Here is a 25,722-nt window from a genome sequence, read left to right as displayed (position 1 = left end):
AGACCCCAGCTCTCTAGAACTGAAGAACAATGCAAAAACAGTCCAATGGTCGCGCAACCATGAGGCAAGACCTTCCTCATCGCAACTTCACCAGCCGAAGGCTCGTCTCCCCGCACGGTTTCAGCGACTATCCCGGCCGCCGCCTCCATCGAGGAGTGGCGCTCGCGACGGCCACCATCTGCATGCGTTTTCTGGGCTGATTGCAGTGTCTCCAAACGGTGGCGGCTCGACCGACGGTGCTGCAGATGCACGCAGTGAGAGACTTCGTCTTTTGGGGCACTTCTCCGAGTCTGCCACCCTAGGGGTACTCGTGAGGCTCCTGCTTCGGCGCTGGCGCACCGAGAAAAGCAAACGGATCCCAGGCCAGGAACGCCCAAACGTGACAGGCCGCTGTAAGCGGAGCGAGAATGGCGCTCGAGTACATGTCGTCGCGAAGGCGCTCAGACCGAGCCAGCCTGGCGGCCCTGTAGGTCCTGAAGTCGATTATTTTTGCCGATCTTTCTGTCACTTGATTTCCACGCGCTCTAGAAGGCCACCCGAATTCGCAACAAGTCTGACCAGGGCGGTACCGGTCCAACTCGGTCTAGTCCTAAGCCGCTCGCAACCATCGAAGCCATATCTGATCGGCCTCTCGTCGCGCCTTGAAGCGGTTGACGCATTTCTTGGAGCAAAGGGCCGTTCGCCAGCAGTAATGGCGGATCAGCCCAAACTTTCCGCCGCATATCGCGCAGCATGTGGCTGAATGGTCGAGTGAATTACGGAAGCCAATGTGCATTCTCGCCTCCTGTCAGACATTCACCTGCGAAGCCCCGTTGCCCTCTCACGGCAGCACCACCATCGCACCAAAGGTGCGGCCGCCCGGCGATCCTTCTCAATGGTCTTGCAGCCATCAAGAGCATGACTCTGGTTGCGGCTTGCTCGCGAAGCAGTACTTTTCGCAGAATGCCTCGCCGAGAATTTGCTCATGATAATGGATTTCTCTATCGTGATTACCGCAATTCGCTCGACATTTCGGCCAAATGCTGCAGCTCTCATGGCTAGTCCGCAGGATTGCTGCGGCAGTTGGATCAGGAGCGATTAAAGCAACTGTCTTAAAGCACGGTCAGCCTGCGAGCCATGGGTGCTGCATCCTCCTTGCACTATCAAACGGCAGCAATACCGACACTTTCGCCTTGCAAGATCCCGTCACTGAAGACGATTGCAACTGTTATGCATCTCACATCAGCAAGTCAGCAGCGTCACGGATGGCAGCATATATTTCATCAAGGTCGGCCGCCGTAACGCAGTAAGGCGGCATCACGTAGATCGTGTTACCGAGCGGGCGTAACAGCAGATTCCGCGCTTGGAAGAATGCCAAAAGCTTCGGCCCGATGTCCGCCAGATAGCCGGCATCGCTCGTGTTGAGTTCAAGCGCTGTGACTGTTCCTGTGCGTCGGACGTTTGCGAACCGTGAATCGGCGCAAAATGGCGCGAGTGCCTGTTCCTGCATCCTGGCCAAGGATGCGACCCGCCGGCGATATTCCTGGTCCTGCCATAGGTCCAGATTGGCCTTGGCGGCGGCGCAGGCCAATGGATTGGCCGTATATGAGCTCGAATGAAAAAACGTACGCGTGCGATCTTCAGAATAATGCGCATCAAAAATATCGGCACGACAGAGTGTGACAGCGAGCGGCAGCGCCCCAGCCGTGAGGCCTTTCGAATAGCAGGCAATATCGGGCGTGACATCGGCCTGCTCACACGCAAACAAGCTACCCGTCCGGCCCCAGCCCGTCATGACCTCGTCGGCAATGAACAGGACGTCGAAGGCTTCGCAGATCCGCTTCATCTCTCTTAGCACCGAGGGAGAATACATCAGCATTCCACCGGCACCCAATATCAGGGGCTCCACGATAAAGGCTGCGGGATGTTCGTTTCGACACGCGTTTTCAAGCGCATCGAGGGCTATTTGCTCACGATCTCTTGCCGGGAACGGAATCGAGGTCACCTCGAACATCAGCGCCCCGTAGGCCGCATTGAAGACGCCTCGGCTACCTACCGACATCGCCCCGATCGTGTCGCCATGGTACGAGTGCTGCATCACCACAATTTGGGTTCGCTGTCTACCGGTGTTATGCCAGTAGCCGAGCGCCATTTTCAGCGCGACTTCGACGCTGGTTGACCCGCTATCGGAGAAGAACACATGCTCGAGCGCCGGGGAGGTGACCTTCAATAGTTCCGTCGCAACTAGCTCAGCCGGGTCGTGAGTGTATCCGGCGAAGATGACCTGGTTGAGCTTACCTGCCTGTTCTCGGATCGCGTTCACGATGCACGGATGGCAATGGCCGTGGGTCACGACCCACCAGGAGGAGATTGCATCGATAAGGCGTCGGCCATCTTCGGTGTAGAGATAAGCCCCCTCTCCCCGCAGCACCTTCGTCATGTCCCGCTGTAGAGCATGCTGCGTGAACGGGTGCCAGATCGGCGACCTCTTGGTTATCGTCATAGGTTCAGGAAATCACTGCCAACAAAGGAGTCTTTGAAAGCGGCCTGCAGCCTGTCGTTCGTAAGGGGAACAAGCCACGGGAGCCGTCCCAACCAACGCACTCTCCCGATCTCGCAAACCGCGCTTTCAGTTTCGGCGTTTCTTTCGCCAATGAACGCAACTCCAAGGATTCGAAGCTGACGCTTGCGCAGAGCCTCTATGGAGAGCAGGGAGTGATTGATTGTGCCCGGTCCCGTCCTTGCGCAAAGCACGACGGGAAGCTGCCAGCGCTCAAAGATGTCCATGTAAAGAGTGCGCGCTGTCAGCGGGACCATAAGTCCGCCGGCGCCCTCGATCACGAGTTGCCGCTCGCCACTGTCCGGCAGTTCAAGCATCTCTGTGTCTATGCGAACGCCGTCGATCTCCGCGGCGTAATGAGGCGACGCAGGCGTCCGAAGTCGATAGAGCTCCGGGACAATCCGATCGGATGAGAGGCCGCCGAGGCGGCGGACGCACTCGGAGTCGGTCTCTTGTTCGAGTCCAGCCTGGACCGGCTTCCAGTAATTCGCGCCGAGAAGGCTGGCGAGCCCTGCGGAAAATACCGTTTTTCCGACCCCGGTGTCCGTACCAGTCACGACGATCCGCTTATTTGTCAAAACGAGCCCCTCGTCACCTCGACAAGCGCATCGAGCATTGCGCGCACGTCCGCTTCCCCAACATTGAGTGTCAACGAAATTCGCAAACGGGCGGTGCCCGCTGGGACGGTTGGCGGCCGAATTCCGCGGATGTCGAAGCCGCGCGCCTGCAGATCAGAGGCAAGTCGCATTGCATGAGCATTGTCACCCACGATGTACGGCACGATCTGAGAGGTCGACGGCGTGTGCAAACCAAGAGAGGTGATCTGCCGATGCGCGAACGCAACGAGTTTGGCCAGCCGTTGCTGCCGCTCCGGCTCTTTCTGCAGGATGAGGAGTGCCTCTCGAACGGCAACGGCCATCAATGGTGATGGGGCGGTGGCAAAAATAAACGGACGGCAGCGGTTGACCATGAAATCGCGCAGGATGCCGGAGGTCGTAACAAGTGCACCTGCCGCACCGAGCGCTTTGCCGCAGGTATGAACGACGATGAGATTTTCGCGCCTGTCATATGGGGCCGTGAGCCCCCGTCCCTGATGCCCGTAAGCACCTGTGGCATGAGCCTCATCCACGATCAGAAATGCGTCATGGCGATCGGCGATTGCCACCAGTTCCTTGAGTGGAGCGAAGTCGCCATCCATACTGTAGAGACTTTCGGCCACAATCCAGACGCGGCCCGCTCCACCTTTGGTTCGCCAGTCGCGAATTGCGTCTTCGACCGACTGTGGATCATTGTGCGCGTGAATTCGGCACTCTGCGCGCCCGGCTCGCGCCCCTTCGTGAATACTGGCGTGCACTAGCGAGTCGAGAACGAGCAGATCGCCGCGCTGCGGCAGCGTTGTCAGGAGGGCAAAATTTGCGATGTAGCCGCCTCCAAAGAAAAGCGCTGCCTCCGCGCCAAAGAACTGAGCCGCTTCCGCTTCGAGCTGTTCATGCTCCTCGCAATTGCCGCGCAGAAGCCGCGACCCGCCGGCTCCAACCGGAGTGCCCGCCTCGAGCGCGGCGACCATCGCCTTTTTGATGCGCGGGGCGCTCCCGAGCGCCAGATAGTCGTTGGATGCGAAATCGATCCCCACGCGCGGCTTGAGACAGCGCAGCCGTTTATCTTCGTTCAAACTATTCAACGCTGCGACGTAGGGACTAAGTCTAGCTGCTTGGATTGCCCGCATTCATCGCTCCCAGGATCGCATCAAATCACGCAAAAGATCCGTTGGCCGTTGCAGAAGGAAGGATGGCCCGTGGGGCTCAACTTGCCAGGATGCGATTGTCTCGGTCCACACGCACAATGCGCGGCTTGAATATCTTTGCTTCGGCCTCGTCAAATGAGGCATATGCAACGATAATGATCTTGTCTCCGGCCATCGCCAGTCGGGCGGCCGCACCGTTCAGGCTTATCGTGCCAGACCTCGGCGGCGCCTCGATCACGTAGGTGGCAAAGCGCGTTCCAGTTTCGACATTGTAGATTTCGACCCGCTCGTTGATCACCATTCCTGCTGCCTCCAGGAGCGTACGATCTATCGAGATCGAGCCTTCATAGTGCAGATCAGCTTCGGTCACTGAGGCGCGATGGATTTTGCCCTTCATCAAAGTTATCTGCATTTCCCACCTAGGCTGGATGCTGGGGCAACATATTGCGCGCACTGCTTCCCTCCGGCGAGCCCGGACGTGATGCCGAGCCGGGCCAGCAGATCCGCATCGCGATCAACTTTCGGGTTTTGGGTGGTCAAGAGCACGTCGCCGATGAAGATTGAATTTGCGCCGGCCAAGAAGCAGAGCGCCTGCAATTCATCGGTCATGTATTGCCGCCCGGCAGACAAGCGAAGCACACTCCTCGACATCATGATCCGCGCGGTCGCCACCAGCCGGACCAGCGCGATCGGATCGGGAGGCTCCGCGGTGTCTTCCACTGGCACGCCCTTGATCTTGTTCCATAGGTTGATCGGCACGCTTTCAGGATGGCTGGGGAGATTGGCGAGCAGCACGAGCATAGCTAGGCGGTCCTCGACGTGCTCGCCCATCCCGATAATCCCGCCACAGCAGATCTTGATGCCGGCATCACGCACATGCGCCAGCGTATCAATGCGGTCCTGCAGGCTGCGGGTCGTGATGATCTTGCTGTAAAACTCTGGCGATGTGTCCACGTTGTGATTGTAGAAGTCAAGGCCGGCCTCGGCGAGGCGTGCGGCTTGGTTCGGTGTCAGCATGCCGAGCGTGACGCACGTTTCCATGCCGAGTCCCTTGACCGCGTTGACCATGTCGCAGACGGAATCGAGATCGCGATCTTTTGGAGTGCGCCAGGCCGCGGCCATGCAGAAGCGCGTGGCGCCCGCATCTTTCGCGCGCCGCGCGGTCGCAACCACATCGGCCCAAGACATCAGATGGGTGGCTTTCAGGCCGGTCTTGTAATGCGCGCTTTGCGAGCAGTAACCGCAGTCTTCCGGACAGCCGCCGGTCTTGATGCTGAGCAGGCTCGCAGTTTCGACGTGGTTTGGATCGAAGTTCTTGCGGTGAGCGCGCTGCGCCTGAAGCATCAGGTCGGCAAAAGGAAGGTCGTAGAGCGCCTTAGCCTCTTCGACGTTCCAAAGATGACGAACCTGCGCCCTGTTGCCTGTTCCCTTCCGTTGGACTTGCGCAGCAGCATCCATAAACCCATCCCGCTCGATTGTAGATAATCGCGTGAATTATCTATAGTCATCACTCTCGAAGAGATGCTAATCGAGCTGCCTCGCAAATGCACCGGTTATTGCGGTAGATAATCTATGATCACTGCTGACAACATGACGACGGTCGCGCGCATCGCGGACTCAATCGCTGAGCGCATTATCAGCGGCGCCTTAGAGCCAGGCGCGCCACTCCGTCAGGATCACCTTGCAAGAGAATTCAATTCCAGCCACGTCCCGGTGCGCGAGGCCTTTCGGCAGCTGCAGGCACAACATCTCGTTGTCGCTGTGCCGCGCCGCGGTGTTCGGGTTGCCCCGCTCGATACCCGTTCAGTGAAGGAGATCGCCGAAATGCGCGCCGCGCTCGAAGTGGTGGCATTGCGCCATTCGGGGCCAAGGCTCACAACAGCTCATTTGGCTCGGATCGAGCTCACCGTGATCGAAGGAGACAATGCAAAGACGATCGAGGAGTTTGAGCTGGCCAACCGCGCCTTTCACCAAGCCTTGGTCGCGCCGTGCGGAATGCCGCGTCTGCTCGCGAGCCTCGATGGACTGCAGCTTGCCAATTCTCGATTGGTGTTCGCGATGGCGCGATCGGTGGGCTGGCGACCGCGCTCCAATCAAGATCACCGTCTGATTCTGCAAGCCTTGCGAACGCGCAACGTCGATCAAGCCTGTAACCTGCTAACGCGGCACATTCAAACCATTGAGCGCCTCGCCCTTCCGGCGTCCTGAGCAAATCTAGCAAGCTTCATTGCGGATCGCCGACGATCGCAAGCGACGATCATGCAGCAAGCGACTAGCCTCATTGCAACGAGCTCTATTCCCAGATAGTTATAGCACCCTAGCGACATCTCCACGGACAGCCATGATTCGTCACATCGTCTTGTTCAGCGCCAAGGACGAGGCGCATATCGACCAGATCATCGAAGGTCTTTCGCTTCTCACCACGATACCACATGCGCGCCGGCTTGAGGTTGCCCGCAACAGCAAGACCGATCAGCTCGGCAACGATATCGACATCGTGGTCTATGGTGAGTTCGACAGCGAGACGGAGCTCGCAGCGTACAAAGCGCACGATCTCTATCAGGAGTCGGTTAAACGGGTCCGACCGCTCCGCGAGCTGCGGTTCGCGGCTGACTACGATGTAACAATAGATGCCGCTTTCGCCTCCACGGCAGGATGATCCAGGTGCTGTCGCAGCAAGAGGTTCACGGCCGGGTTAACTTGGCAATGGGCCTCAAGTTTCGGCCCATCGCAGACAAGCGTCGTTCTCATCGGGTGGGGCAACAGATGGAACGGCACTTTCACGACGTCAGCCGCAGGTGACCGATAAGCCGATGTACGTTCGTGAGCTGCAGTGGGTTGAACCTGTCACAGCGGTGCGATGTCTTGGGCATCGATCGCATCTCACGTTTCTCGATAGCGCAGCAAGGCACGAGCTGCTTGGGCGTTACTCATACCTAACGTGCGACCCGTTCAGCACCTATAGAGTCGCGAACGGCCGAGCCAGTTGGAACGGACTGACTCTCGAGGCCGATCCATGGAAGGTTCTTCGAACGCTACTCGCGAAGTACCCGCAAGAGCATCGTCCGGATCTCCCGCCGTTCCAGGGAGGAGCGGCAGGCTACCTTGCCTACGACATGAACAGGACAGTGGAGCGACTGTGTGCGCCGGCAATTGCCGGTCTGGGTTTGCCCCAATCCATCCTGCATTTTTATGATGTGGTCATCAGCTTCGACCACCGGGATAACAAATGCTGGATTGTCTCGACGGGGTGGCCGGAGCAGGATCGCGCGCGACGGAGCGAACGAGCGCGTCGTCGAGCCGACGAGTTTGCAGCATTGCTTGCCGGTCCAAAGGCGCCACAGAAGGGTTGTCCCAGCAAAGCGGGCGCATGGCGCTCGAACTTCAGCCGCGAGGGCTACATTGCCGCGGTGCAACGCGTGATCGACTTGATCCTGGCCGGTGACGTTTTCCAGACGAATATTGCGCAGCGTTTCAGCACCCGCCTGCCGACCTCGTTTGATCCGCTCGCCTTCTATTGCCAGCTGCGATCATTGAATCCGGCGCCTTTTGCGACCCTGCTGCGATGGGGAAAGCTGACCATCGCATCAAGTTCGCCCGAACGATTTCTGAAGCTTGAGGGGCGACAAGTCGAGACACGACCCATCAAGGGCACAATCGCGCGTTCGCCTGATTCTAAGGAAGACCACCGCCGTGCGGCTGTTCTCCTCGCTTCCGAAAAGGATCATGCCGAGAACACGATGATTGTCGACCTTTTGCGAAACGATCTGTCACGCGTTTGCACTGCGCATTCAGTCGAGGTTCCGGCCCTGTGCAATCTCGAGTCCTATGCCTCGGTGCACCATCTCGTGTCGATCGTTATGGCGGAACTTGCCGGAGAGGAAGACGCCGTTAGCCTGCTCCGTGCTTGCTTTCCGGGCGGCTCCATTACGGGAGCGCCAAAGCTGCGGTCGATGGAAATTATTACAGAAATCGAGCGCATAGCGCGAGAGGTCTATTGCGGGGCGATCGGCTTCATCGGCTTCAACGGGCACATGGACACAAGTATTGCGATCCGCACTGTCACGATCGACGGCGACCTGGCTGTGTTTCATGCAGGCAGCGGTATAACGGCCCTGTCGGAGCCCAAGGCCGAATACGAGGAAGTGCTCGCCAAGGCAGAGCGAATCTTTGATGCATTTGGTTCTGAACCAGCTGGTGCATTTTGATTGTGATCATCGATAATTACGATTCCTTCGTGTTCAACATTGCCCGCTATTTTCACAAGCTCGGTGAAGCAACGAAAGTGATCCGAAACGACGCTATCAGCATCAGCAAGCTCGTTGGTCTCAAGCCGCGCGCGGTGGTGATATCGCCCGGCCCCTGCACCCCAACAGAGGCAGGAATATCGACAGCAGTGGTCCGCGAACTTTCAGGGCGCGTGCCAATTCTCGGCATCTGCCTTGGACATCAGTGTATTGCGAGCGTTTTCGGAGGACGGGTGGCGCGTGCGTATCGACCCATGCACGGTCGGCGCTCATACGTTGCGCATGACGGCCTAGGGTTATTCAAGGGGCTGCCAACCCCGCTTGACGTCGGGCGCTACCATTCTCTTATCGTCGAGCTTGATCAGTCATGTGCGCAGAACTTCATAGTGACAGCGCGTTCGGAGGAAGGCGAGATCATGGCCCTCACGCACGGCTATTATCCCACCTATGGCGTCCAGTTCCATCCCGAGTCGATACTTACCTCACAGGGGCACGTCCTGTTTATGAACTTCTTGCGACTGACAGAGGATTTCCGAAACCACGCGGAGCAATGAGAGGCTCCATCAAGATGGTGGACCGTTGGTTTCCGAAGTGGTTGGAAGGCGCAGCGTCATATGGCAGGCATTTTGTGGAAATCAGCGCTGTTCCGTGCTCGGCTCCGCAGTCAGCGGCGCGCCTCCGACAGAAACCGGACCTTGCGGTTTCGAGGGCCGGACGTCTCTCTTGGCCGGCTTGGATGTGGTACGCACGGGTGGCGAAGTGGTAGAAGTAGCAGGAGAAGCAATATGCGCCGGATTCTGCAGCTCCTCGATTCTTTGGGTCAGGGCTGCGATCTGATCCGAGACCCGCTTTAGCTCGGCTTGCTGCGCATCGACGTTGCGATTGAGCTCGGCAATTTCATCGGCTGTCTTCTGCTGCCCTGATTGGATCCCTAAAAGGACGTCCCTATCCTCAGGTGACAAGCCAAGCGTGGGAGGCACGACTTCATGCGCCGGCGGCGCCTCCGCAAACGTTTCGATATTCGTCCAAAAATAGGCGCCTCCGGCGCAAAAAGCGAGCAATACGGCTAGAAGAGCAACGATCCACCGAAAGCCTTTCGACGGTCTCTGCAGGACCGGCGGCAACTCCGATGCTTGGGATTGATCCGGCACAGCCACACCCCGCTCTCATCGTCTCGATCTGCTTTGGTTGTTCTCGTTGCCGCGATAGCAGAAGATGGTCAAGAGCTGCCGCGAGCCGCAACCCCCGCTGCATCGTTTTCAGCAATGTTGTCCCCAAAACCGGGGCTTCATCGCATCAGGGTTTGTACGAGCTGGGCACTGCGCTCCAGGTGGTGAGGTAAATAATGAGGGGCGGTAGAGGGGATTACCCGTGAAGCACATTCATACTTGCTTGCTCTTGAGGGGGCCGCCTCACTGAAAGGCTGTGCGCGTCGGGGATTTGCTAGCTGACGCTTCCAGCGCTCCTGTGCCTGATTGTTCGAGGGTCGATAGTTGTCGCGCCGAAGTTGACCTGGCGCAAAAATGCTACGCGACCCACGCGAAAAACGCGTGATGCGAGCGCAACCATAAGACTAACTATATCGTTCGATGGAGAGGGACTTACGTTGTTAGTGGGCAACTGCACGAAGCCCAGCCAGGAGATCAGGTCGGCATTCAGAAGACGGGCACGACATGCGAAAACGAAGCGATTCAAGGAAGCGGATCCCTACGGATGCCTGAGCAGGTCATCTGCAACCGCCGGGCCTCCATACGTGGAAAACCATACCAGCGCACCCTGTCCGGCTGCGTACCGTCTTGCGTGAGGTCTCGCGCGCCAAAGGTAGTCCGCGGGATCTAAATGAAAGCAAACGCGAGCAGGCTGGAGCAAAGCAGCGCAAGCCCAGTCAGCGCCAACAGGCTGCCGGACACAATGTCGTGATTGCGCATGAACCGTCCTTCATGGCGCCCGGAAGCAGCACGAGGGGGCGGCTGCCTTCGCGGTGAATAGCCAATCATCCGATTACTACTCAAATCGCTGCACTTTTCCTGCGCTCTGCAAGGGACAATGCATTATTTGAGCGCAATCGTCCCGCTGTTCGGCGGCCACCGGCGCGAACGAACGAGTATCACAATTTGTGAGGTGTTTGCTGGCCAATAGGCTGTGTGGGTGGGATGCCCCGTAAGAGCGGCTCCTCCTCCAAGGCACGAGATGTGAGCCGTTTCATAATTGCGATATATCGTTTCGAGTAATCCTTGTTGCATGCGCGTTCACCTAATCCTCCTCGCGGCTTTTACGATCCTGTTGGCGGCACGTGACCGGCACCAAAATCGCTTCGTGCCACGCCCGACGGCATCCATGCCCCAGGTCGACGTGCCGTAACACAGGCACCTGCCTCTGTCCGCAAACGACTTGAGGCACTTCAGCAAATATCGGGAAGCAATTGGCGACACAGCTCAGACTCATACTCGCGATCTGCACCGCCGCCTTTGTAGACAGCACATCTTCCGCCCTTGCGTGGCGACAGCTAGGTCATTCTATCATTGCGGAACAGTCCCAGCGGCACTTAAGTCGGGCCGCACAGGCGACGCTCAAGGAGCTGGTAGGTGACAGTTCGCTGGCCGGCATCTCAAACTGGGCGGACGACTATAAATTCACGCCGGAAGGAAAGAACACCTATCGGTGGCATTTCGTCGACATCGACATCGAACGGCCGGCATATGACGTCGTTCTTGATTGCCAGGATGAAAACAATCAGGGAACGCGCATCCTCCAAGGTCTTCCGGCGGCGATTGCGATCCTCAAAGACAATTTGCGCTCTGAGAAAGACGGTTGGGCGCGCTGAAGCTCGTTGTCCATCTGGCTGGGGACCTGGAGCAGCCGTTGCACGCAAGCGAACACAATGGCGATCAAGGCGGTGACACACTTCATGTCATCCTGCACGCGAAGCGGTTCGACGACACGTCATATACACGCGTCGACATTCCACAACATGTGGGCGACTTTCCGGTCGATCTCCAGACGTATTCATGGGGAGTTAAGCTGATGCGCTGGATGCCGATCCGCTGCCGACAATCGAAGCCCCGCCCTATGATGAAGCACGAGTTGCTGCTTGCGCGAACGATACGCACGCCCTGGGTATGCGAGCCTATCAGCTCCTGCCCGCAGGAACGCTGGACCACAACGATCCGGGCCACGCTTGTTCGGCAACGATTATGCCGTAGCCGTCAAAGCGGACCTGGATCGCGAGCTGGTAACGGGAGCCGCGCGTCTTAAGGCTTTCTGGAGGATGCACTCGGCCGTTCCTAGACGAACTGCCAAACTTAGGTCGGCCGCGAAAACACCTCCCACTATTCTCGATAATCACGATTTTACAAGATCAGTGTTGGTGCTTTGTACACTCGCATTCCGCACGATATCCCGGGGACGGTTCTCCCCGATGAGGTCGTGCGGCTTGAGGGCAATTCTTTTCGCATCGCCCCGAGCGCAGCATTTCTCGCTCTCTCATGAAATTAATGGACCCAAGGTGATTGGGACCTCTTTTCTGGCGGGAGTTCAGAGCGCCGCGCGAAGCGCGTACTAGTCGGCACCGATCTACGCCAGCCTCGTCGAGGCCGGCGGCGGCTAAGCCTGGTCGCACTGCCCCCATTGATGCTGCGCCTCGCGTACTGCGTGGCTCCGCGGCTCGGCTACAGCGTCGCGCATCAGGGGCCTCTCCGGCACATGCTCTGAGCACAATCGACTTTGCCTTCACCTCTTGAAGAAGTCGAGCAAGTCTTCATTGATTCGAATGGAAATGGTGTTGTTCGTTGCCAGGATTACCTTGCATGGCAACGGAGCAATCGCGGCTGCTGCCACGCAGCAGATAACAGCAGACCTCCTCAGCGTTCCCAACGTCCTCACTTTACGCGTAACGCACATTTGCTCTGCATGAAGTCCAACATCAGCGGCGCAGACAGCGGCAATAGGCCTGCGGTCACCGACCAGAGGAATGAGGTTCAGAGCCGTCGAAGAGCTCAAGCTAAATGATCTCGAAGTATCTCCGACGTTCAAAGTCGGTGACCCGATGTTGAACAGCTTCCCACTCCCAACGGCGCGAGCAAGAAAACGCTTCAACAAACTTTTCTCCAAAGACATCACTGGCCGCTGCAGACTCTGCAAACCGAGATGTTGCCTCTGATAGGCTTTGAGGCAGTCTCGGGGACGGACGACACATTTCCACGCTTGCATCACCGACGATCGAAGCCGGTAGTGCCGGACCTGTCTCGACGCCCAATATTCCCGAACCAATCGCACATGCGAGCGCGAGATATGGGTTCAGGTCTGCGCCAGGCAGCCTATACTCCAGACGATGGGCAGATGGCTCTCCCGGGATGGCGCGAACCGCGCAGGAGCGGTTGTCAACTCCCCAGCTTGGACAGATTGGTGCCCAGCAGCCAGGTACCAATCTCTTGTAGCTATTGAAGTTCGGCGCAGCGAGCACACAGAACTCATTCATGTATTCTAGTTGTCCGGCGATGAATTGCCTCATAAGCTTCGAAACGTTACCGAACGCATCGCTGTCGTAAAAGGCATTCTGACCGTCCGAGGACATCGAGATGTGAATATGGCCGGACTGGCCGGGCCATTTCTCGGAAACCTTGGCCATGAATGTAGCCATCATGCCTCGCGTTTGCGCCCACGCTTTTATCATCGACTTGAATATGGTTGCTCGATCGGCAGCTTCCAGCGCATCACAATGACGAAGTGACGCTTCGACCACGCCGGGCCCCGTTTCAAAGTGCAGTCCGCTGAGAGGTATTCTAGCCTTCTCACAAAGCGCCAAGATCTCATCGAACAGCTCATGTTGCGCGACAGAGCGCGCAATCGAGTAGCCGAACGGGCCCCGTGTTAAAGGAGCCCATTCGCCGAACGGCTTATCTTCAATTGTGTCGGCGTTCTCCTTGAACAGCATAAATTCAAACTCGAACCCGGCAGTGCAGCTGTAGCCGTGGTCTGCAGCCCTTCTCAGCACCTTACGCAGAATACCGCGCGGGCAGATGTTCTCATGTGTGCCCGTGAACTCGGCGAGGTAGAGATATTGATCGCCGACATAAGACACCGACCGGCCGGTGCCTGACAGGATACGCAGATCAGCATCTCCGAATGCTGATAGTGGCTTTTGCGTGAAACTGGCCGGAATGACCCGGTCCGAGCAATCCCACGCCAGCACCGCTTCGGAGAACTTGATAACTTTATCTCCATCCGAGAGATCTTCACCTAAGACGTGTTTGCCTCGCAGAACGCCATCGAAGTCGCTTACGCCGATCATCGTCGCGCGGGCTGGATTCGCCACGGTCAACCTGGCATCAATTGGCATTAGTCGAGATCCTGCGTCACTAACTCGAACACCTGGTTCATCCGCATTGCTCGCAACTTCCGATAGTCATCCTCAAGCTGATTCAAGTCGCTATTCACGAGATAAACGATGCCTGGTGTCGACGCCAAGTCGATCGTCGGAACCAGCTCTTGACCAATCGGAACGAATGCGATGGCATCCGCGAAGCTCGGGAGCTTGCGGATTGTTTCGAGTCCCCGGTAACCGGCAACGACACCGCCTATATCGGAGATCAACGAGACGCATAGTGCGTGAGCCTGCCGCTTGTAGGGCCCGCGCAGCCTCATGTACTCACCAAAGCCCTTGGGGTCTGCGTAGCGCCAGGCCGTCAGCGTCATATGGTTGTGCCCCAACGCCATGGTTCGTGCTTTTGCCGACATGGTCCCTTGAAGCCTCGCTCCGAAGTCCACCAGAACCGGCCCCCGATGATCGACAATGATCTCAGCATGAGCCGGTCCGTCGACGATCTGAAGCGCCTGCAGCGCACGCACCAAGTAGTCGGACAGCTCCTGAACGATTGGTTCGCTGCCGCCCAACAACCTCTCAAGTGAGCAGACCGATGATGCCCCCTCAACAGGAACGGTGTCATAGGTCCAGGCCTCCGTAACGAAGGCTTCCCCGTCGATCGAGACGGCATTTACGGTGTATTGCTGGCCGTTTATTTTCTCCTGCCCAAGGGCAAAATGATTCAACGCTCCGACACGGTTCGTCTTCCCGACAATTGCGCTTAGAGCCCGCTGAATATCAGCGTCTGTCGAGCAAAAGAATACATCCTCGGTACCCGTACTGTTCAGAGGCTTGATCACGATCTGATCGAACTTCGCGTCACGCTTCCAGCTCGCGATCTCTACAGCACTGTCGGACACGACTTGTCTGATCGATCGCACGCCTGCAGAGGTCAGCGCGCAAGACAATCGCGCTTTGTCACGCCGAGCAGCCGATAGCGCGGTCCCATTTGAAGGTAAGCCCAGCCGCTCCGACAAAGAATCGGCGAGCTCAACTCCGGTCTCGCAGCCCGCGATAACGAACTCCAATTCCCTGCCATGGAGAGCCTGAAGATGATATTCAACGATCTCGTCATACCCCATGCGCTCGCTGGGGCGAATGACTTCATCATACAGGTCCGCGTTGAAATGCGATTGGAATATGGGTGGAATCTGTGCAGCCGACATCACATGCACCGTTCCAATTCCATAGCGCTTGAATTCTTCCGGTAGGTAGCGGCCGGTAGAGTATGCGTCTACGATTACACAATTCCGTTCTTTCATGCGGATCTCCGATACTGCAAGCAGATGTTGCTGACGGCGACAGCCGTAATGAGAACATTTCCAACGAACGTATGTGACGAAGGCACGATGCGAGAATCGAAGTACTGGAACAGGAAGGTGATGATAGGGGCGGCGGACAGGACCATGTTGACAGTGAAGGGCTCTACGCGGCGAATGCCCTGCTGGATCAAGAGCAAAGGAACAAGGATCGTCGACAGCCCAATTATTGCGATCGCAAACCAATGCTGCGAGATCTCGAGCACGATAGATGAATGGTCGACCAGGCCCAGCAGCAAGAGAATCGTTCCATAAAAGCGATGCGCCAGCACTTGTCGGCCAGAACACCCACGGTCGAACAGCAGTTTGACCAGTACATTTGTGAGGGCCAGCGATAGGCCGGCCATGATCGCCAAGACGATGCCAAAGGACGATCGAGCCCCCCACTCCACGCCCGCGTTGCCGCTGGCCGAGATCCAAATCATGTAACTCCCGATCGTTGCGATCGTAACGCTCACGACGATATCGGATGCTGGAGGGGTGCCCTGGCGCCTGATCAGGGCGTTTAACCACACAGTTGCGGTGGGCCCCAACGCTACCATGAAGCCGACGACGATCGCAGGTTCAGCGTATTTCAGTCCGATAAATAGGCCGATCCAGCTGATCGCTGTCACGACATTGAGCGCGACGAAGACCAGGAGCGACCATTTCGCCACCCTTGCCTCGCCTCCCTCGCGGCGAGCCAGGAGATTGAACGTCAGACAAACCACAGCGAAGGACAGCAGGAGCGCGACGAACACATCTGCTTGCTGAAAATACGATGCCGCATAAACCTCGCCTGCCGCGCTCACGACGACATAAAGCGCCACAAAGAAAACTCCTAGAGCGAAGCGATTCGTCAATCGCTGCCCGCGCGGCGGCGCACGGCCCGCGGAGGACCAGGCGCGTGCATCGGCTCCGAGGGACTCTCCTTTCGACCTGCACGGACCACGTTTGGTTTGAAATGTCACAATCCGCCTCTAGTGCTTCTTAGCTCTGCAGTACCCAACACACGCCTCACCAAATGTTTTGAACAGTTGCTTGCTGAGGAGATCGGTTGAGACGTGCCATTCGGGGTGCCATTGCACGCCGATTTGCAGTGTCGGCGCGCCAATGACCGAAGCCGCCTCGACCAGGCCGTCAGGCGCCCACGCCTCCCGCCTCAGCGCCGGGGCAAGCGCCTCGATGCCTTGATTGTGCAGCGAGTTGACTTGCGCTTCGATCGTCCGCGCGATTGGGAAGAGCGCGCCATCGGAACATATCCTGACGCTGTGCGCGGCGTCATACTGACGGTCTCTTGGACGATCTGGCTTTTCGGCATGCATCGCGCCACTTTCCGGCCTCCACTCCGCAAGCGATGGGCGGAGTGTACCGCCGAAATAGACGTTGAGTTCCTGAAGCCCACGGCAAATGCCCAGAATAGGCATTCCGAGCGCGATGGCGCTCTCTATGGTTACGGCAGAGAGCCTGTCCCGCGGACGATCAAGGATCCCACCCTCAACGTCCTGCCGATCAGGCTCCGTCAAGGACGCAGGAGCTCTCAGGACGACGGGGTCGATGTTCGTTTCATCACCAGTCAACACCAGGCCGTCGAGCCGGCCTATGATCGCCGGGGCGAGGTCCTCCCTTGCATCTTCCGCGTCGACCGTCGGCAGTATCACGCACGCCACTCCCGCATGACGATGGAGTGCCTGCACGTACTTGCGCCGCAACCAGTCGCGATGCACACCATCCACCAATAGACGGTTCGAAGTGACGCCGACCACGACTCGGGCGCGCTCTGGCCGTAGCAACGTCACGCTACCTGCCCTCGCGTGCGAACCTCGGCAACGGACTGCTCATACAACCGTCGATTTCGCTCTTTCAACTGAGTTATGACGCTGGGTTGACCCTGGGGTCCCTTGACAAAGAGCCCGCCCCAGGTCCCGGCAACCTTCGCGTAGTTCGGATCCTGCATTCGGATCTTCTGCGCTTTGCGCAACAGCCAAAACGGGATACCCGGCGAAAGGTGATGCTCAAGGTGGTACTCATCCAGATTCTGTCCGAGTATGGCCCGCTCAAGGAAACTTCCTTTCCGATTCCTGGTGAGATAGACGTTCTGCGTCTCGGTTTCGCACATAGGTGAGTGCTCGGCGAGCTCGATAAACCAGCCGAGGACTTGAAACGTGGTGAGATAGGGCACGATCCAAAATAGGACGACGATATGGAGCAGCCCAAGAGCATATGACCCGGCCAGGATGCCGACCCAGAAGAGATAGAAGCCATACTTGTCGATAAGTATGCCTGAGCGGCTCTGATCCTCGACATCTGTGATCGAAAACCGATTGGTCCAAAGATACTTCAGATACGCCACTGTCGCGCCGCCGAAGATCGGCTTCCAGATCATATTGAAAGCGTACCGCTCCGGAGGCTGCACGTCGTAGACGCCGCTGGCCAGGAAGAACTTCAGGTCGGGATCCTTGTCCGGGTCCCCAAGATAGGGATGATGCAAATAGACGTGCGAGATCCGATAGGCCCAGTGACGCTGGAACAGGGGATAGGAAGCGAACAGAATGCCGAGGACGTAGTTCCAGGTCGTGTTCTTCGCGAGCGTGCGGTGAGCCGCATCATGGGCGATGGTTGTCAATCCGCGCTGATAGGCACCAATCAGAAGAACGGCCAGCGGGTAGAGCCACCATGAGACCGACACGGTCGCGAGCGTGCACGCTGCGATGACAGCGTAATCTTTGGCAATATAGGCCGCTCCCGTGATGTTGTCCGGCCTCAGCTCGGAGAGCTGCTTATTGATCTCCCGGCTGAATTGAACGGCCTCATAGCGTGATGACCTCAGTTTCCAAGCGTCTGCCTGATTCATGAGAACCTCTTCCTGATCGCCTTGCTGGTTGTCAGATTGCGGAAAGCGCCTTGTCTAGATCGCGTACGATGTCGCTGACATCTTCGATGCCGACACAAAGTCGGATCGAGCCGCCATATATGCCGGCGGCTTCGCGCTTTTCCCGCGGGACGGTGGTGTGGGTCGTCGAGACAGGATGAGTCACGAGCGTTCGGGCATCGCCTACATTCGAAACGTGATACATCAAGTCGACGTTCTGGATGAACTTGCGCCCAGCCTGCTCGTCCTCCACTTCGAACATGACCATCGCCCCGTGTCCGTATGCGGTATTGAGTGTCTGTTCGACGGTTTCCCGATCGGGGCCTTCAAAGAGCCCCGGATAGAAGACACGGCGTACTTTAGGATGCTCCTTGAGAACGTCGGCCACGATCCTGGCATTCGCGCAGTGCTGCTTCATGCGAAGGGGCAGCGTTTCAAGCCCTTGGATCAGTTGAAAGCTCGCAAAGGGGGCGATGGCCGCGCCGGTATCGCGCAACCAGGTCATGCGAGCCTTGAGCAGAAACTCGCTCTTTCCAAGATCGTCGACATCGCGCACCGCGTTATGCCAGACAACTCCGCCATGCGCATCGTCGGGACGGTTGAACAAGGGAAAGCGAGAGGCTCCCCGGTAGCTGAACTCGCCGTTGTCAACGATCAGTCCGCCAAGCGTCGTGCCATGGCCGCATATATATTTCGTTGCGGAGTACGTCGTAATCGCAGCGCCGAGATCTGACGGCCGGCATACCAGTGGCGTCGTCGTATTGTCCACGACCAAAGGCACGCCGTACTTTCGGCCGATCTCCGCCAGCTGCTTGATGGGGAGCGGAATCAGACAGGGATTCGAAATCACCTCTCCGAACAAGCAAATCGTGCGATCATCAATGGCACGGTCGAACGTCTCGGGCCTTCGAGGATCTGCCGTCCTCACGCTGATCCCAAGACGCCTTAATGTGTTGTGGAGCAGGTTCCAGGTATTGCCATATAGATAGGGAGAGGCGACGACATTGTCCCCCACTTCGCCACTTGACAGGTTGACGATAGCCAGGAACGTCGCCGCTTGACCTGACGCAACGGCAAGCGAGTCGCTTCCCATATCGACGGCGGCGTAGCGCTTTTCCAGCGCGCGGGTCGTCGGATTGATGATCCTCGTGTAGGTGAATCCATCGGCCTTGACGTTGTAGACGTCAGCAATGTGGTTTAGATCGCCATCGAGTTCATAAGCCGTATTCTGGTAAATCGGCACTGCGACGGCTTTCGTCACCGGGTCGCGTCGATAGCCCGCATGCAGAACAGCAGTCTCGGCGGAAAACGGCAGCTGCGGGTCCCCAGCCGCTCGGGCCGGCATCTTTACGCGAGCCACGCATGCCTCTTGGCCCGACATCGGCCTTGCTGATCGAGCCTGACCGGACCGGAAATATGTACGAAAAGCGCACCCCAACTGCTCGATCCAGCTGGACTGGATTTCCCCAATGCAACCGACGCGAAAACTCCGCGTCGCAAGATGCAGCTTCGAGTAGACGTAAAGGTTGTGGGCCGCCAAGTGGCGATACAGCCCATCGAATCCTGCCTGGTCCACGATTCCGGACGGCGCACTGAATGCGACGCAGACCGGCGACTGCAAGTCCGGGGACAGCAGCGGAGACACCACTCCTTCGAGTTCTTTGACGAGATCGTCCCTGACCTTCTCGTACCTAGAGCGCCTAGCATCGATGCCCTCCTCGTGCAGAATCTTCAAGGCCTTTGTCGTTGCCTGAACGATGTGGGTGGGAGGGGTCGATCGCCACTCACCCGTGCGCTCGAGCGAGAGCCATTGATCTCTCACGTCGAGCACAAACGACCTCGGTTCTTGAACCGCATTCTCCAGCAACTCGCGAGACGCGATGACAAACGCTACTCCCGGCGGCCCTTCTATGCACTTGTTGCTCGAGGTGACCAGGACGTCAGGTCCACGCTGGCTCAGATCGATGTTAAGGGCGCCGAAAGAACTCATCCCATCGATGATGGTCTTTATGCCACGTCGCCTCGCCTCCTCCACGATCGCGTCCAGCGGATTGACGATTCCGGTTGTCGTCTCACAATGCACGAAACATAGGTGCGTAACGCCAGGATTTCGGCTCAGATGCTCGCCAATTTCTTGAGTATCCAAAGGATCGGTCGCTCGCTTGACAAGCTTCAGTGCTTCGACGCCCCACAGCCGCAAAATTTGTAAAATGCGCTCGCCATAGATGCCGTTTATGCAAACGAGCGGCCTGTGGGCTCGGGACACAAATGAAGAGAGAGCGGCTTCCATTGCAAAGGAGCCGCCCCCCTGAATAGGCACCACCGAATAGTCGTCAGCATTTCCAAGCAAGCTGAGCATCAGCCGCCTCATGCAGGCGGTCACTTCCTTGAACTCGCAATCGCGCGATGCGAGATCAAGCTGCATCTGGCTCCTGACTGCCAGCGATAACGACAATGGACCAGGCGTCAGTAAAGAGCGCTGTCTTGTCAAGACATTCCTCCTCAAGTTGCAGTTGTCAATGGATCTGGAGAACGCCGGGCCACCAGGAAGCCTCTGTGGCGAGCCTCGACTTCCTTCGGTCAACAGCTTCGGGGCAAGCGCCATAAATCGCGGGCGCGTTTAGGGTCGGCGCCCGAAACACCTGCCGGACGGCAATCTCCATATCTCATCGCAGATACGGAGCGATCCCTCATAAAGCTCATCGCCGGTGCCATTCACACCTCCTAGAAATTGGCTTTGGGAGAGCGCGCTCGAACGCAAGTGGCGCCGACGCGCGCTCTCATCCCAACTATCACACAGGCGCAGACTTGAGCGCCGTCGACTTCTTGCGTCGCTAAGCAGCAGGTCCGGCGACCGACTTACGCGGTGAACCTTCTATTCAGGCAAACTTCGCGTTAGGAAAACGATGCAGTCGGATGTCATCGCGCCCGGATGCAGATCAAGCCACGGCACACTTGATAATCGTCGTCGGCAGGGAGTCTGATGCATGGGTTTGAGACTTGATGCATTCGCATTCCGTCGCTCGTTGGAGGGTTTGGGACACCGATGACTGTCGTTGTCCATTTCGAGATCGTACAACTTGACGTTAGGGGCGTTTCAACCCTCTCGCGGGATTTTCTCGCGTGAATTTTTTCTGACGCACTCCCATCTGGCGGCGACAAGCCGACGTAGGCAGCAAAGTGCGGAGATTCACAGCGAGGCAGAATAGTTTGAGAGTTCGACGTCAGGACCGTCGGCATTCCGTCGGCAAGCGCGATACCTGCAGGTCAGTGATGGGCCAATCTGCCCGTCACGTACGATCCTCGCCATACCCCCAGCTGGAGTATGTGCTCTCCGCCGTGCCGGCGAGATTCCCGTGGAAGGTGGTGCCTGGAAAGTGTACGCCATCGTCGCAGATATTGCCGGTATCACGTCGTTGCACTTGAATGGAGCGGCCTTGGCAGGCTGTGGCCGAGCCCGGCTTGAAGACAATTGGGGGACCTTGGATCGCTGGCCGTTTAGCGACGATCAGTTCGACACCTTTCGGCGAGTCGCCGTGAAGCAGAACATGTCATCCTGCTCTGGTAGGACTACATCGAGCCGACTCCAGATGAGTGGCATGTGTCCTCTCTGCGAGCAATCGCTAGGCTAGTAGCATCTCTCGGTTCTGTAAGCCGCTTCGCGGCGAGAACGTCTTACGGATCAATCATCGGCTTTGTGAGCGTGCCGTGGTCACGGTTGGTCCAACGCGTGAGGACCAGGGTGAGCCGGAGGTCCATCGCGCCGCGGCACTCAGTGAGCGCCAGTACCTCGGCCGTGAGGCGCTCTGGTTGGACGGATCGCACCTCCGACCCTTCTGCTCGCGTGTCTCTGCAGCGCCTGCTCGTTGATGGCGAGCTCGCGTTCGACGTGTGTGTGTGTGTGTGCGGTCTACCGCGTGGTCGAATAGGTTGACGGTTGACCAGAGCGGATCATCAAGACATCGCCCTTGTCGCTTGCCATGGATGAACTCGCTTGCCTTTTCGGCCGCGCCCATGGCGGGCTTCATGGTGATCAACGGGGGCAGGCGAAACGGAGCAGAACCCGAAGCATGGCGGAGGCCCGTAGCGCAGCGCAGCGCAGGACGGCCAGGATTCGCGGCTGCTTTGTCTCGCGATACTAACGCGCGGGGCGTATCGGTCGACGAGCGGCGGGCCAAAAGGAAGCAGGCTTCCGGAAAGCTGGCAGGGTCGCGACAGGAGGGAGTCGGGGCCGACTGCTAAGTTCAGATTGGTCAATATACTGAAGCAAGCGCCCGCTCGCTGGATGCGGCCAGGCTCGGAAAACCGAGGCTCCACCCTCATACTGCGCGAAAGATTGAAGCCGGCCGAGACGCTGCCTGGCTTGTTTTTATGCGAGCTCGGCGCGTCGGTGGCCGCACGCGTAGCAAGAAGCACTAAGCGAAACTCAACCTACTGGCAGTCGGACTTCCTCTCTGGCCTTTGTCATCGCGTCGTAAATTCTGATCTGGAGCATGGGACGACGCTTCTTGAGCTCCTCCGCTCCCGCCCATGCTCCATCTCTGCTCGCGTACTCGGTCTTGAATTGACCATCCACTTCGAGCACGTAACCGGAAGCGGGCAGTCGAGAAGTCGGGGCGACCATCTTGTTGCTTTAGAGCGAAAAGTCCGATCGCAGGCCCGCCTGAGCCGAATCGCCTTGGCCGGGCCAGCGGGATATTGTGCGAATCGATGGTGCGATGCGAGGGACATCTAACCATCAAGAAATGAGCGCGCCATCAAGACATCCACTACCGCTTCCACTGAATGCTCTAGGGTCTGCTCCATGGTCCTGAGATGAATCTCCGGTGTTGTTGGTGCTTCGTAGCACGAATCGATCCCGGTGAAGTTCTTGATCTTGCCGGACTTAACTTTTGAATACAGGCCTTTTGGGTCTCGCCGAGCACATTCGTCGATCGGCGTATCGACAAAGACTTCTATGAACTCTTCCTTGCCAACCAGGCCGCGCACCCTGTCACGCTCGGCCCTAGAGGGCGAGATGAAGGAGCAGATGACGATCAAGCCGCTGTCCGCCATCAGCTTGGCAACTTCACCGACGCGCCGAATGTTCTCCACGCGGTCGGCCTCCGAGAAGCCGAGGTCCGCGTTTAATCCGTGCCGGAGGTTGTCGCCATCCAGCAGCATGGTATGCCGCGACATGCCACACAGCTTTTGATCAACCAGGTTGGCAATCGTCGTCTTTCCCGCGCCAGATAGGCCAGTGAACCAGATGACGCAAGGCTTCTGATTCTTGAGCGCGGCGCGCTCCCTCCTGTCCACGGATAGCGCTTGCCTAGCAATATTGGTGTCCCGCCGTAGCGGAAAGGCGATCATGCCGGCCCCGACCGTACGATTCGTGTAACGATCGATGAAGATAAATGATCCGGTCTTTCGATTGAGGTCGTAAGAATCGAATACTGCGGGCATTGCGGTCGCAACATCGCAGAAGGCGATCTCGTTGAGGGAAAGCATCCCGGCGGCCAGATGCTCACAAGTGTTGACGTCGATCCGATGCCTAATTGCGGTAATGCTGCCGGTAATCGTCTGTGATCCAATCCGCAGGACGTAATTGCGTCCGGGAGCGAGCGGCTCCTCGTCCATCCAGATCACATAAGCGGCGAACTGGTCGGCGACCTTCGGTCGGTCGTCCGGTCGCGACAGAATGTCGCCACGGCCGATATCGATTTCATCTTCCAGTGTAATGGTAACCGCATCGCCGGCTTCGGCGCCGACAAGGTCGCCTTCGTGGGTCACGATCCGCTTGATGCTCGTGGTCCGTCCCGACGCGGCGACAACGATCTCGTCTCCTGCCGAGATCCTCCCGGAAGCCACCGTCCCGGCATAGCCCCGAAAATCCGGGTTTGGGCGGTTCACCCATTGGACCGGAAAGCGGAAAGCCTGGCCAGCGGTGCCGGACGGGATGTCAATGCTCTCCAAATGCTCAAGCAGGCAGGGACCATGATACCAGTTGGCATGAGCGGAGCGGTCCACGACGTTGTCGCCGTAGCGGGCCGAGATCGGGATCGGAACGACCGAGGTGAAGCCGAGACCGGCGGCAAAGGCCAGATAGTCACGGGCGATCCGATCGAAGCACTCTTTGTTGTATGCGACAAGATCCATCTTGTTCACTGCCAGCACGACATGACGAATACCGAGCAGCGAACAGATAAAGGAGTGGCGGCGGGTCTGAACCATCACGCCTTTGCGGGCATCGATCAGGCTGATGGCGAGCTGGGCATGCGAGGCGCCGGTAGCCATATTGCGGGTATACTGCTCGTGGCCGGGAGTGTCGGCCACCATGAAGGAGCGCCGCGGCGTCGTGAAGAAGCGATAGGCGACGTCGATCGTGATGCCCTGCTCCCGTTCGGCTTCGAGCCCGTCCACGAGCAACGCGAAATCGATGTCATTTCCGGTGCTACCGTGCTTGATGCTGTCGCGTTCCAACACCGTGAGCTGATCGTGGTAGATCATCTTGCTGTCGTGCAGTAATCGGCCGATTAGCGTCGACTTGCCGTCGTCCACCGAGCCACACGTGATGAATCGCAGCTGATCCTTTGTCCTGGCGGGGACCGCTTCCGTTGTCGGCCTTGCAAACATCAAAAATAGCCTTCCCGCTTCTTCTTCTCCATTGAAGCGGCTTCATCGGTATCAATTAGGCGTCCCTGGCGCTCCGACACAGTCGCAGTCTGCATTTCTGCGACGATGTCTTCGATCGCCATCGCATCAGATTCAATAGCCCCGCTCAAAGGATAACATCCGAGCGTGCGAAAGCGGATCATCCGCATTTCCGGCGTCTCGTCGCAGCTAAGCGGCAATCGCGTGTCGTCGATCATGATCGTCGCATCATTTCGACGCACTGTCGGTCTTTGTTTTGCGAAGTAGAGCGGAACGACTGGAATCTTCTCAAGCATGATGTATTCCCACACATCGAGCTCGGTCCAGTTTGACATCGCAAACACGCGCATGGTTTCGCCCTGGCGGATCCGTGTGTTGAACAGGCTCCAAAGCTCCGGCCGCTGGTTACGGGGGTCCCATACGTGTCCGGCCGAACGGAAGGAGAGTATCCGCTCTTTTGCGCGACTCTTTTCCTCATCGCGCCGGGCTCCACCAAAGGCGGCATCAAATCCGTGGAGGTCGAGCGCCTGCTTCAGCGCATCTGTCTTCATCACCTGGGTATGGAGCGCGGAGCCGGAATCGATCGGATTGATCCCGCGCGCGATGCCGTCCTTGTTGATATGGACGATCAGGTCGAGGCCGAGCCGCTTGGCTGTCGCGTCTCGAAAGCTGATCATCTCGCGGAACTTCCAGGTCGTGTCGACGTGGAGCAGTGGGAAAGGCAATTTTGCCGGATAGAACGCCTTGATCGCAATGTGCAGCATCACGCTTGAGTCTTTTCCGATCGAGTAAAGCATGACCGGCCTTTTGAACTCGGCGACAACATCACGCATGATTTCAATCGATTCAGCCTCGAGACGGCGCAGATGTTTCGGCAGCATATATCTTCTTTTCGATGCAGGATCTCTGTTCTTCGCCGTTCTATGGCTCCAGCCCAGAATGGGGAATATCCGCGGCGCAAACGGACGGCCAAGAGGCAGGCTCGTCCATGAGGTCAAGCCCAATTGGACAGCAGACTTGCAGACGC

Annotated in this window: 20 protein-coding genes; 6 read left to right on the top strand and 14 right to left on the bottom strand. The window is 57.9% G+C overall.

Translation table 11 applies throughout. From position 1 onward, the window contains the following. Nucleotides 1-1,216: 1,216 nt before the first annotated feature. The 5 genes from CV770_RS21725 to bioB form a co-directional block, all read right to left on the bottom strand. Nucleotides 1,217-2,482, bottom strand: coding sequence for an adenosylmethionine--8-amino-7-oxononanoate transaminase (locus CV770_RS21725; RefSeq protein WP_104463785.1), 1,266 nt, complete (start codon nt 2,480-2,482; stop codon nt 1,217-1,219). Beyond that, nucleotides 2,479-3,117, bottom strand: coding sequence for a dethiobiotin synthase (bioD, locus tag CV770_RS21720; RefSeq protein WP_104463784.1), 639 nt, complete (start codon nt 3,115-3,117; stop codon nt 2,479-2,481). Before bioD ends, CV770_RS21725 begins: the two co-directional genes overlap by 4 nt. Continuing rightward, the gene (locus tag CV770_RS21715; RefSeq protein WP_104463783.1) at nt 3,114-4,265 is read right to left on the bottom strand and encodes an 8-amino-7-oxononanoate synthase; all 1,152 of its coding nucleotides are present in this window, start codon (nt 4,263-4,265) and stop codon (nt 3,114-3,116) included. The genes bioD and CV770_RS21715 overlap by 4 nt, the downstream gene beginning before the upstream one ends. A gap of 76 nt (nt 4,266-4,341) precedes the next feature. Beyond that, nucleotides 4,342-4,695, bottom strand: a complete 354-nt coding sequence (gene panD / locus CV770_RS21710) for an aspartate 1-decarboxylase (RefSeq protein WP_104463782.1) — start codon at nt 4,693-4,695, stop codon at nt 4,342-4,344. Next, complete coding sequence (gene bioB, locus CV770_RS21705; RefSeq protein WP_104463781.1) at nt 4,686-5,741, bottom strand: biotin synthase BioB; 1,056 nt, start codon at nt 5,739-5,741, stop codon at nt 4,686-4,688. Before bioB ends, panD begins: the two co-directional genes overlap by 10 nt. Nucleotides 5,742-5,855: 114 nt before the next feature. Here bioB and CV770_RS21700 point away from each other — a divergent pair, with 114 nt between their 5' ends. From CV770_RS21700 to CV770_RS21685, 4 genes are all read left to right on the top strand, one after another. Beyond that, the gene (locus CV770_RS21700; RefSeq protein WP_104463780.1) at nt 5,856-6,491 is read left to right on the top strand and encodes a GntR family transcriptional regulator; all 636 of its coding nucleotides are present in this window, start codon (nt 5,856-5,858) and stop codon (nt 6,489-6,491) included. A gap of 133 nt (nt 6,492-6,624) precedes the next feature. Then, nucleotides 6,625-6,942, top strand: coding sequence for a Dabb family protein (locus tag CV770_RS21695; RefSeq protein ID WP_104463779.1), 318 nt, complete (start codon nt 6,625-6,627; stop codon nt 6,940-6,942). 154 nt (nt 6,943-7,096) lie between these two features. Then, a complete protein-coding gene (gene pabB, locus CV770_RS21690) occupies nt 7,097-8,491 on the top strand; it encodes an aminodeoxychorismate synthase component I (RefSeq protein ID WP_201759972.1) in 1,395 nt (464 codons plus the stop codon). Then, entirely contained in the window at nt 8,488-9,084 is a 597-nt protein-coding gene (locus tag CV770_RS21685; protein ID WP_201759971.1) for an anthranilate synthase component II, read from the top strand. Before pabB ends, CV770_RS21685 begins: the two co-directional genes overlap by 4 nt. Before the next feature lie 81 nt (nt 9,085-9,165). On the opposite strand, the gene CV770_RS21680 is transcribed toward CV770_RS21685, so the two are convergent. After that, nucleotides 9,166-9,687: a hypothetical protein gene (locus CV770_RS21680; protein WP_201759970.1), complete on the bottom strand. Its 522-nt coding sequence runs from the start codon at nt 9,685-9,687 to the stop codon at nt 9,166-9,168. Between the two features lie 1,265 nt (nt 9,688-10,952). On the opposite strand from CV770_RS21680, the gene CV770_RS21675 reads away from it, so the two are divergent. Beyond that, a complete protein-coding gene (locus CV770_RS21675) occupies nt 10,953-11,354 on the top strand; it encodes a S1/P1 nuclease (RefSeq protein WP_161500013.1) in 402 nt (133 codons plus the stop codon). Further along, nucleotides 11,342-11,785 (top strand): S1/P1 nuclease, encoded by a 444-nt coding sequence (locus CV770_RS44240; protein ID WP_104463776.1) that lies wholly within the window; start codon nt 11,342-11,344, stop codon nt 11,783-11,785. The genes CV770_RS21675 and CV770_RS44240 overlap by 13 nt, the downstream gene beginning before the upstream one ends. Nucleotides 11,786-12,530: 745 nt before the next feature. Here the strand turns inward: CV770_RS44240 and CV770_RS21665 are convergent. The 8 genes from CV770_RS21665 to cysD all read right to left on the bottom strand — a co-directional run bounded on the left by CV770_RS21665 (nt 12,531) and on the right by cysD (nt 25,633). Further along, on the bottom strand, nt 12,531-13,868 hold the full coding sequence (locus CV770_RS21665; RefSeq protein ID WP_104463775.1) for a glutamine synthetase: 1,338 nt from the start codon (nt 13,866-13,868) through the stop codon (nt 12,531-12,533). Next, nucleotides 13,868-15,154: an ATP-grasp domain-containing protein gene (locus CV770_RS21660; RefSeq protein ID WP_104463774.1), complete on the bottom strand. Its 1,287-nt coding sequence runs from the start codon at nt 15,152-15,154 to the stop codon at nt 13,868-13,870. The genes CV770_RS21665 and CV770_RS21660 overlap by 1 nt, the downstream gene beginning before the upstream one ends. Continuing rightward, complete coding sequence (locus CV770_RS21655; protein ID WP_245453820.1) at nt 15,151-16,020, bottom strand: EamA family transporter; 870 nt, start codon at nt 16,018-16,020, stop codon at nt 15,151-15,153. Before CV770_RS21655 ends, CV770_RS21660 begins: the two co-directional genes overlap by 4 nt. Before the next feature lie 150 nt (nt 16,021-16,170). Then, nucleotides 16,171-16,956 (bottom strand): gamma-glutamyl-gamma-aminobutyrate hydrolase family protein, encoded by a 786-nt coding sequence (locus CV770_RS21650; RefSeq protein WP_245453819.1) that lies wholly within the window; start codon nt 16,954-16,956, stop codon nt 16,171-16,173. 29 nt (nt 16,957-16,985) lie between these two features. Continuing rightward, complete coding sequence (gene rtxC / locus CV770_RS21645) at nt 16,986-18,044, bottom strand: dhydrorhizobitoxine desaturase (RefSeq protein ID WP_104463771.1); 1,059 nt, start codon at nt 18,042-18,044, stop codon at nt 16,986-16,988. A 31-nt stretch (nt 18,045-18,075) separates the two neighbouring features. Next, complete coding sequence (locus CV770_RS21640; RefSeq protein WP_245453818.1) at nt 18,076-20,487, bottom strand: 2-aminoethylphosphonate--pyruvate transaminase; 2,412 nt, start codon at nt 20,485-20,487, stop codon at nt 18,076-18,078. A 2,306-nt stretch (nt 20,488-22,793) separates the two neighbouring features. Further along, the gene (cysN, locus tag CV770_RS21630; protein WP_104463769.1) at nt 22,794-24,677 is read right to left on the bottom strand and encodes a sulfate adenylyltransferase subunit CysN; all 1,884 of its coding nucleotides are present in this window, start codon (nt 24,675-24,677) and stop codon (nt 22,794-22,796) included. After that, entirely contained in the window at nt 24,677-25,633 is a 957-nt protein-coding gene (cysD, locus tag CV770_RS21625) for a sulfate adenylyltransferase subunit CysD (protein WP_283811346.1), read from the bottom strand. The genes cysN and cysD overlap by 1 nt, the downstream gene beginning before the upstream one ends. Between the last annotated feature and the right edge of the window lie 89 nt (nt 25,634-25,722).

This window comes from Bradyrhizobium sp. AC87j1, assembly GCF_002936975.1.
Taxonomy (GTDB): domain Bacteria; phylum Pseudomonadota; class Alphaproteobacteria; order Rhizobiales; family Xanthobacteraceae; genus Bradyrhizobium; species Bradyrhizobium shewense.
This window is presented reverse-complemented; position numbering and strand designations above follow the sequence as displayed.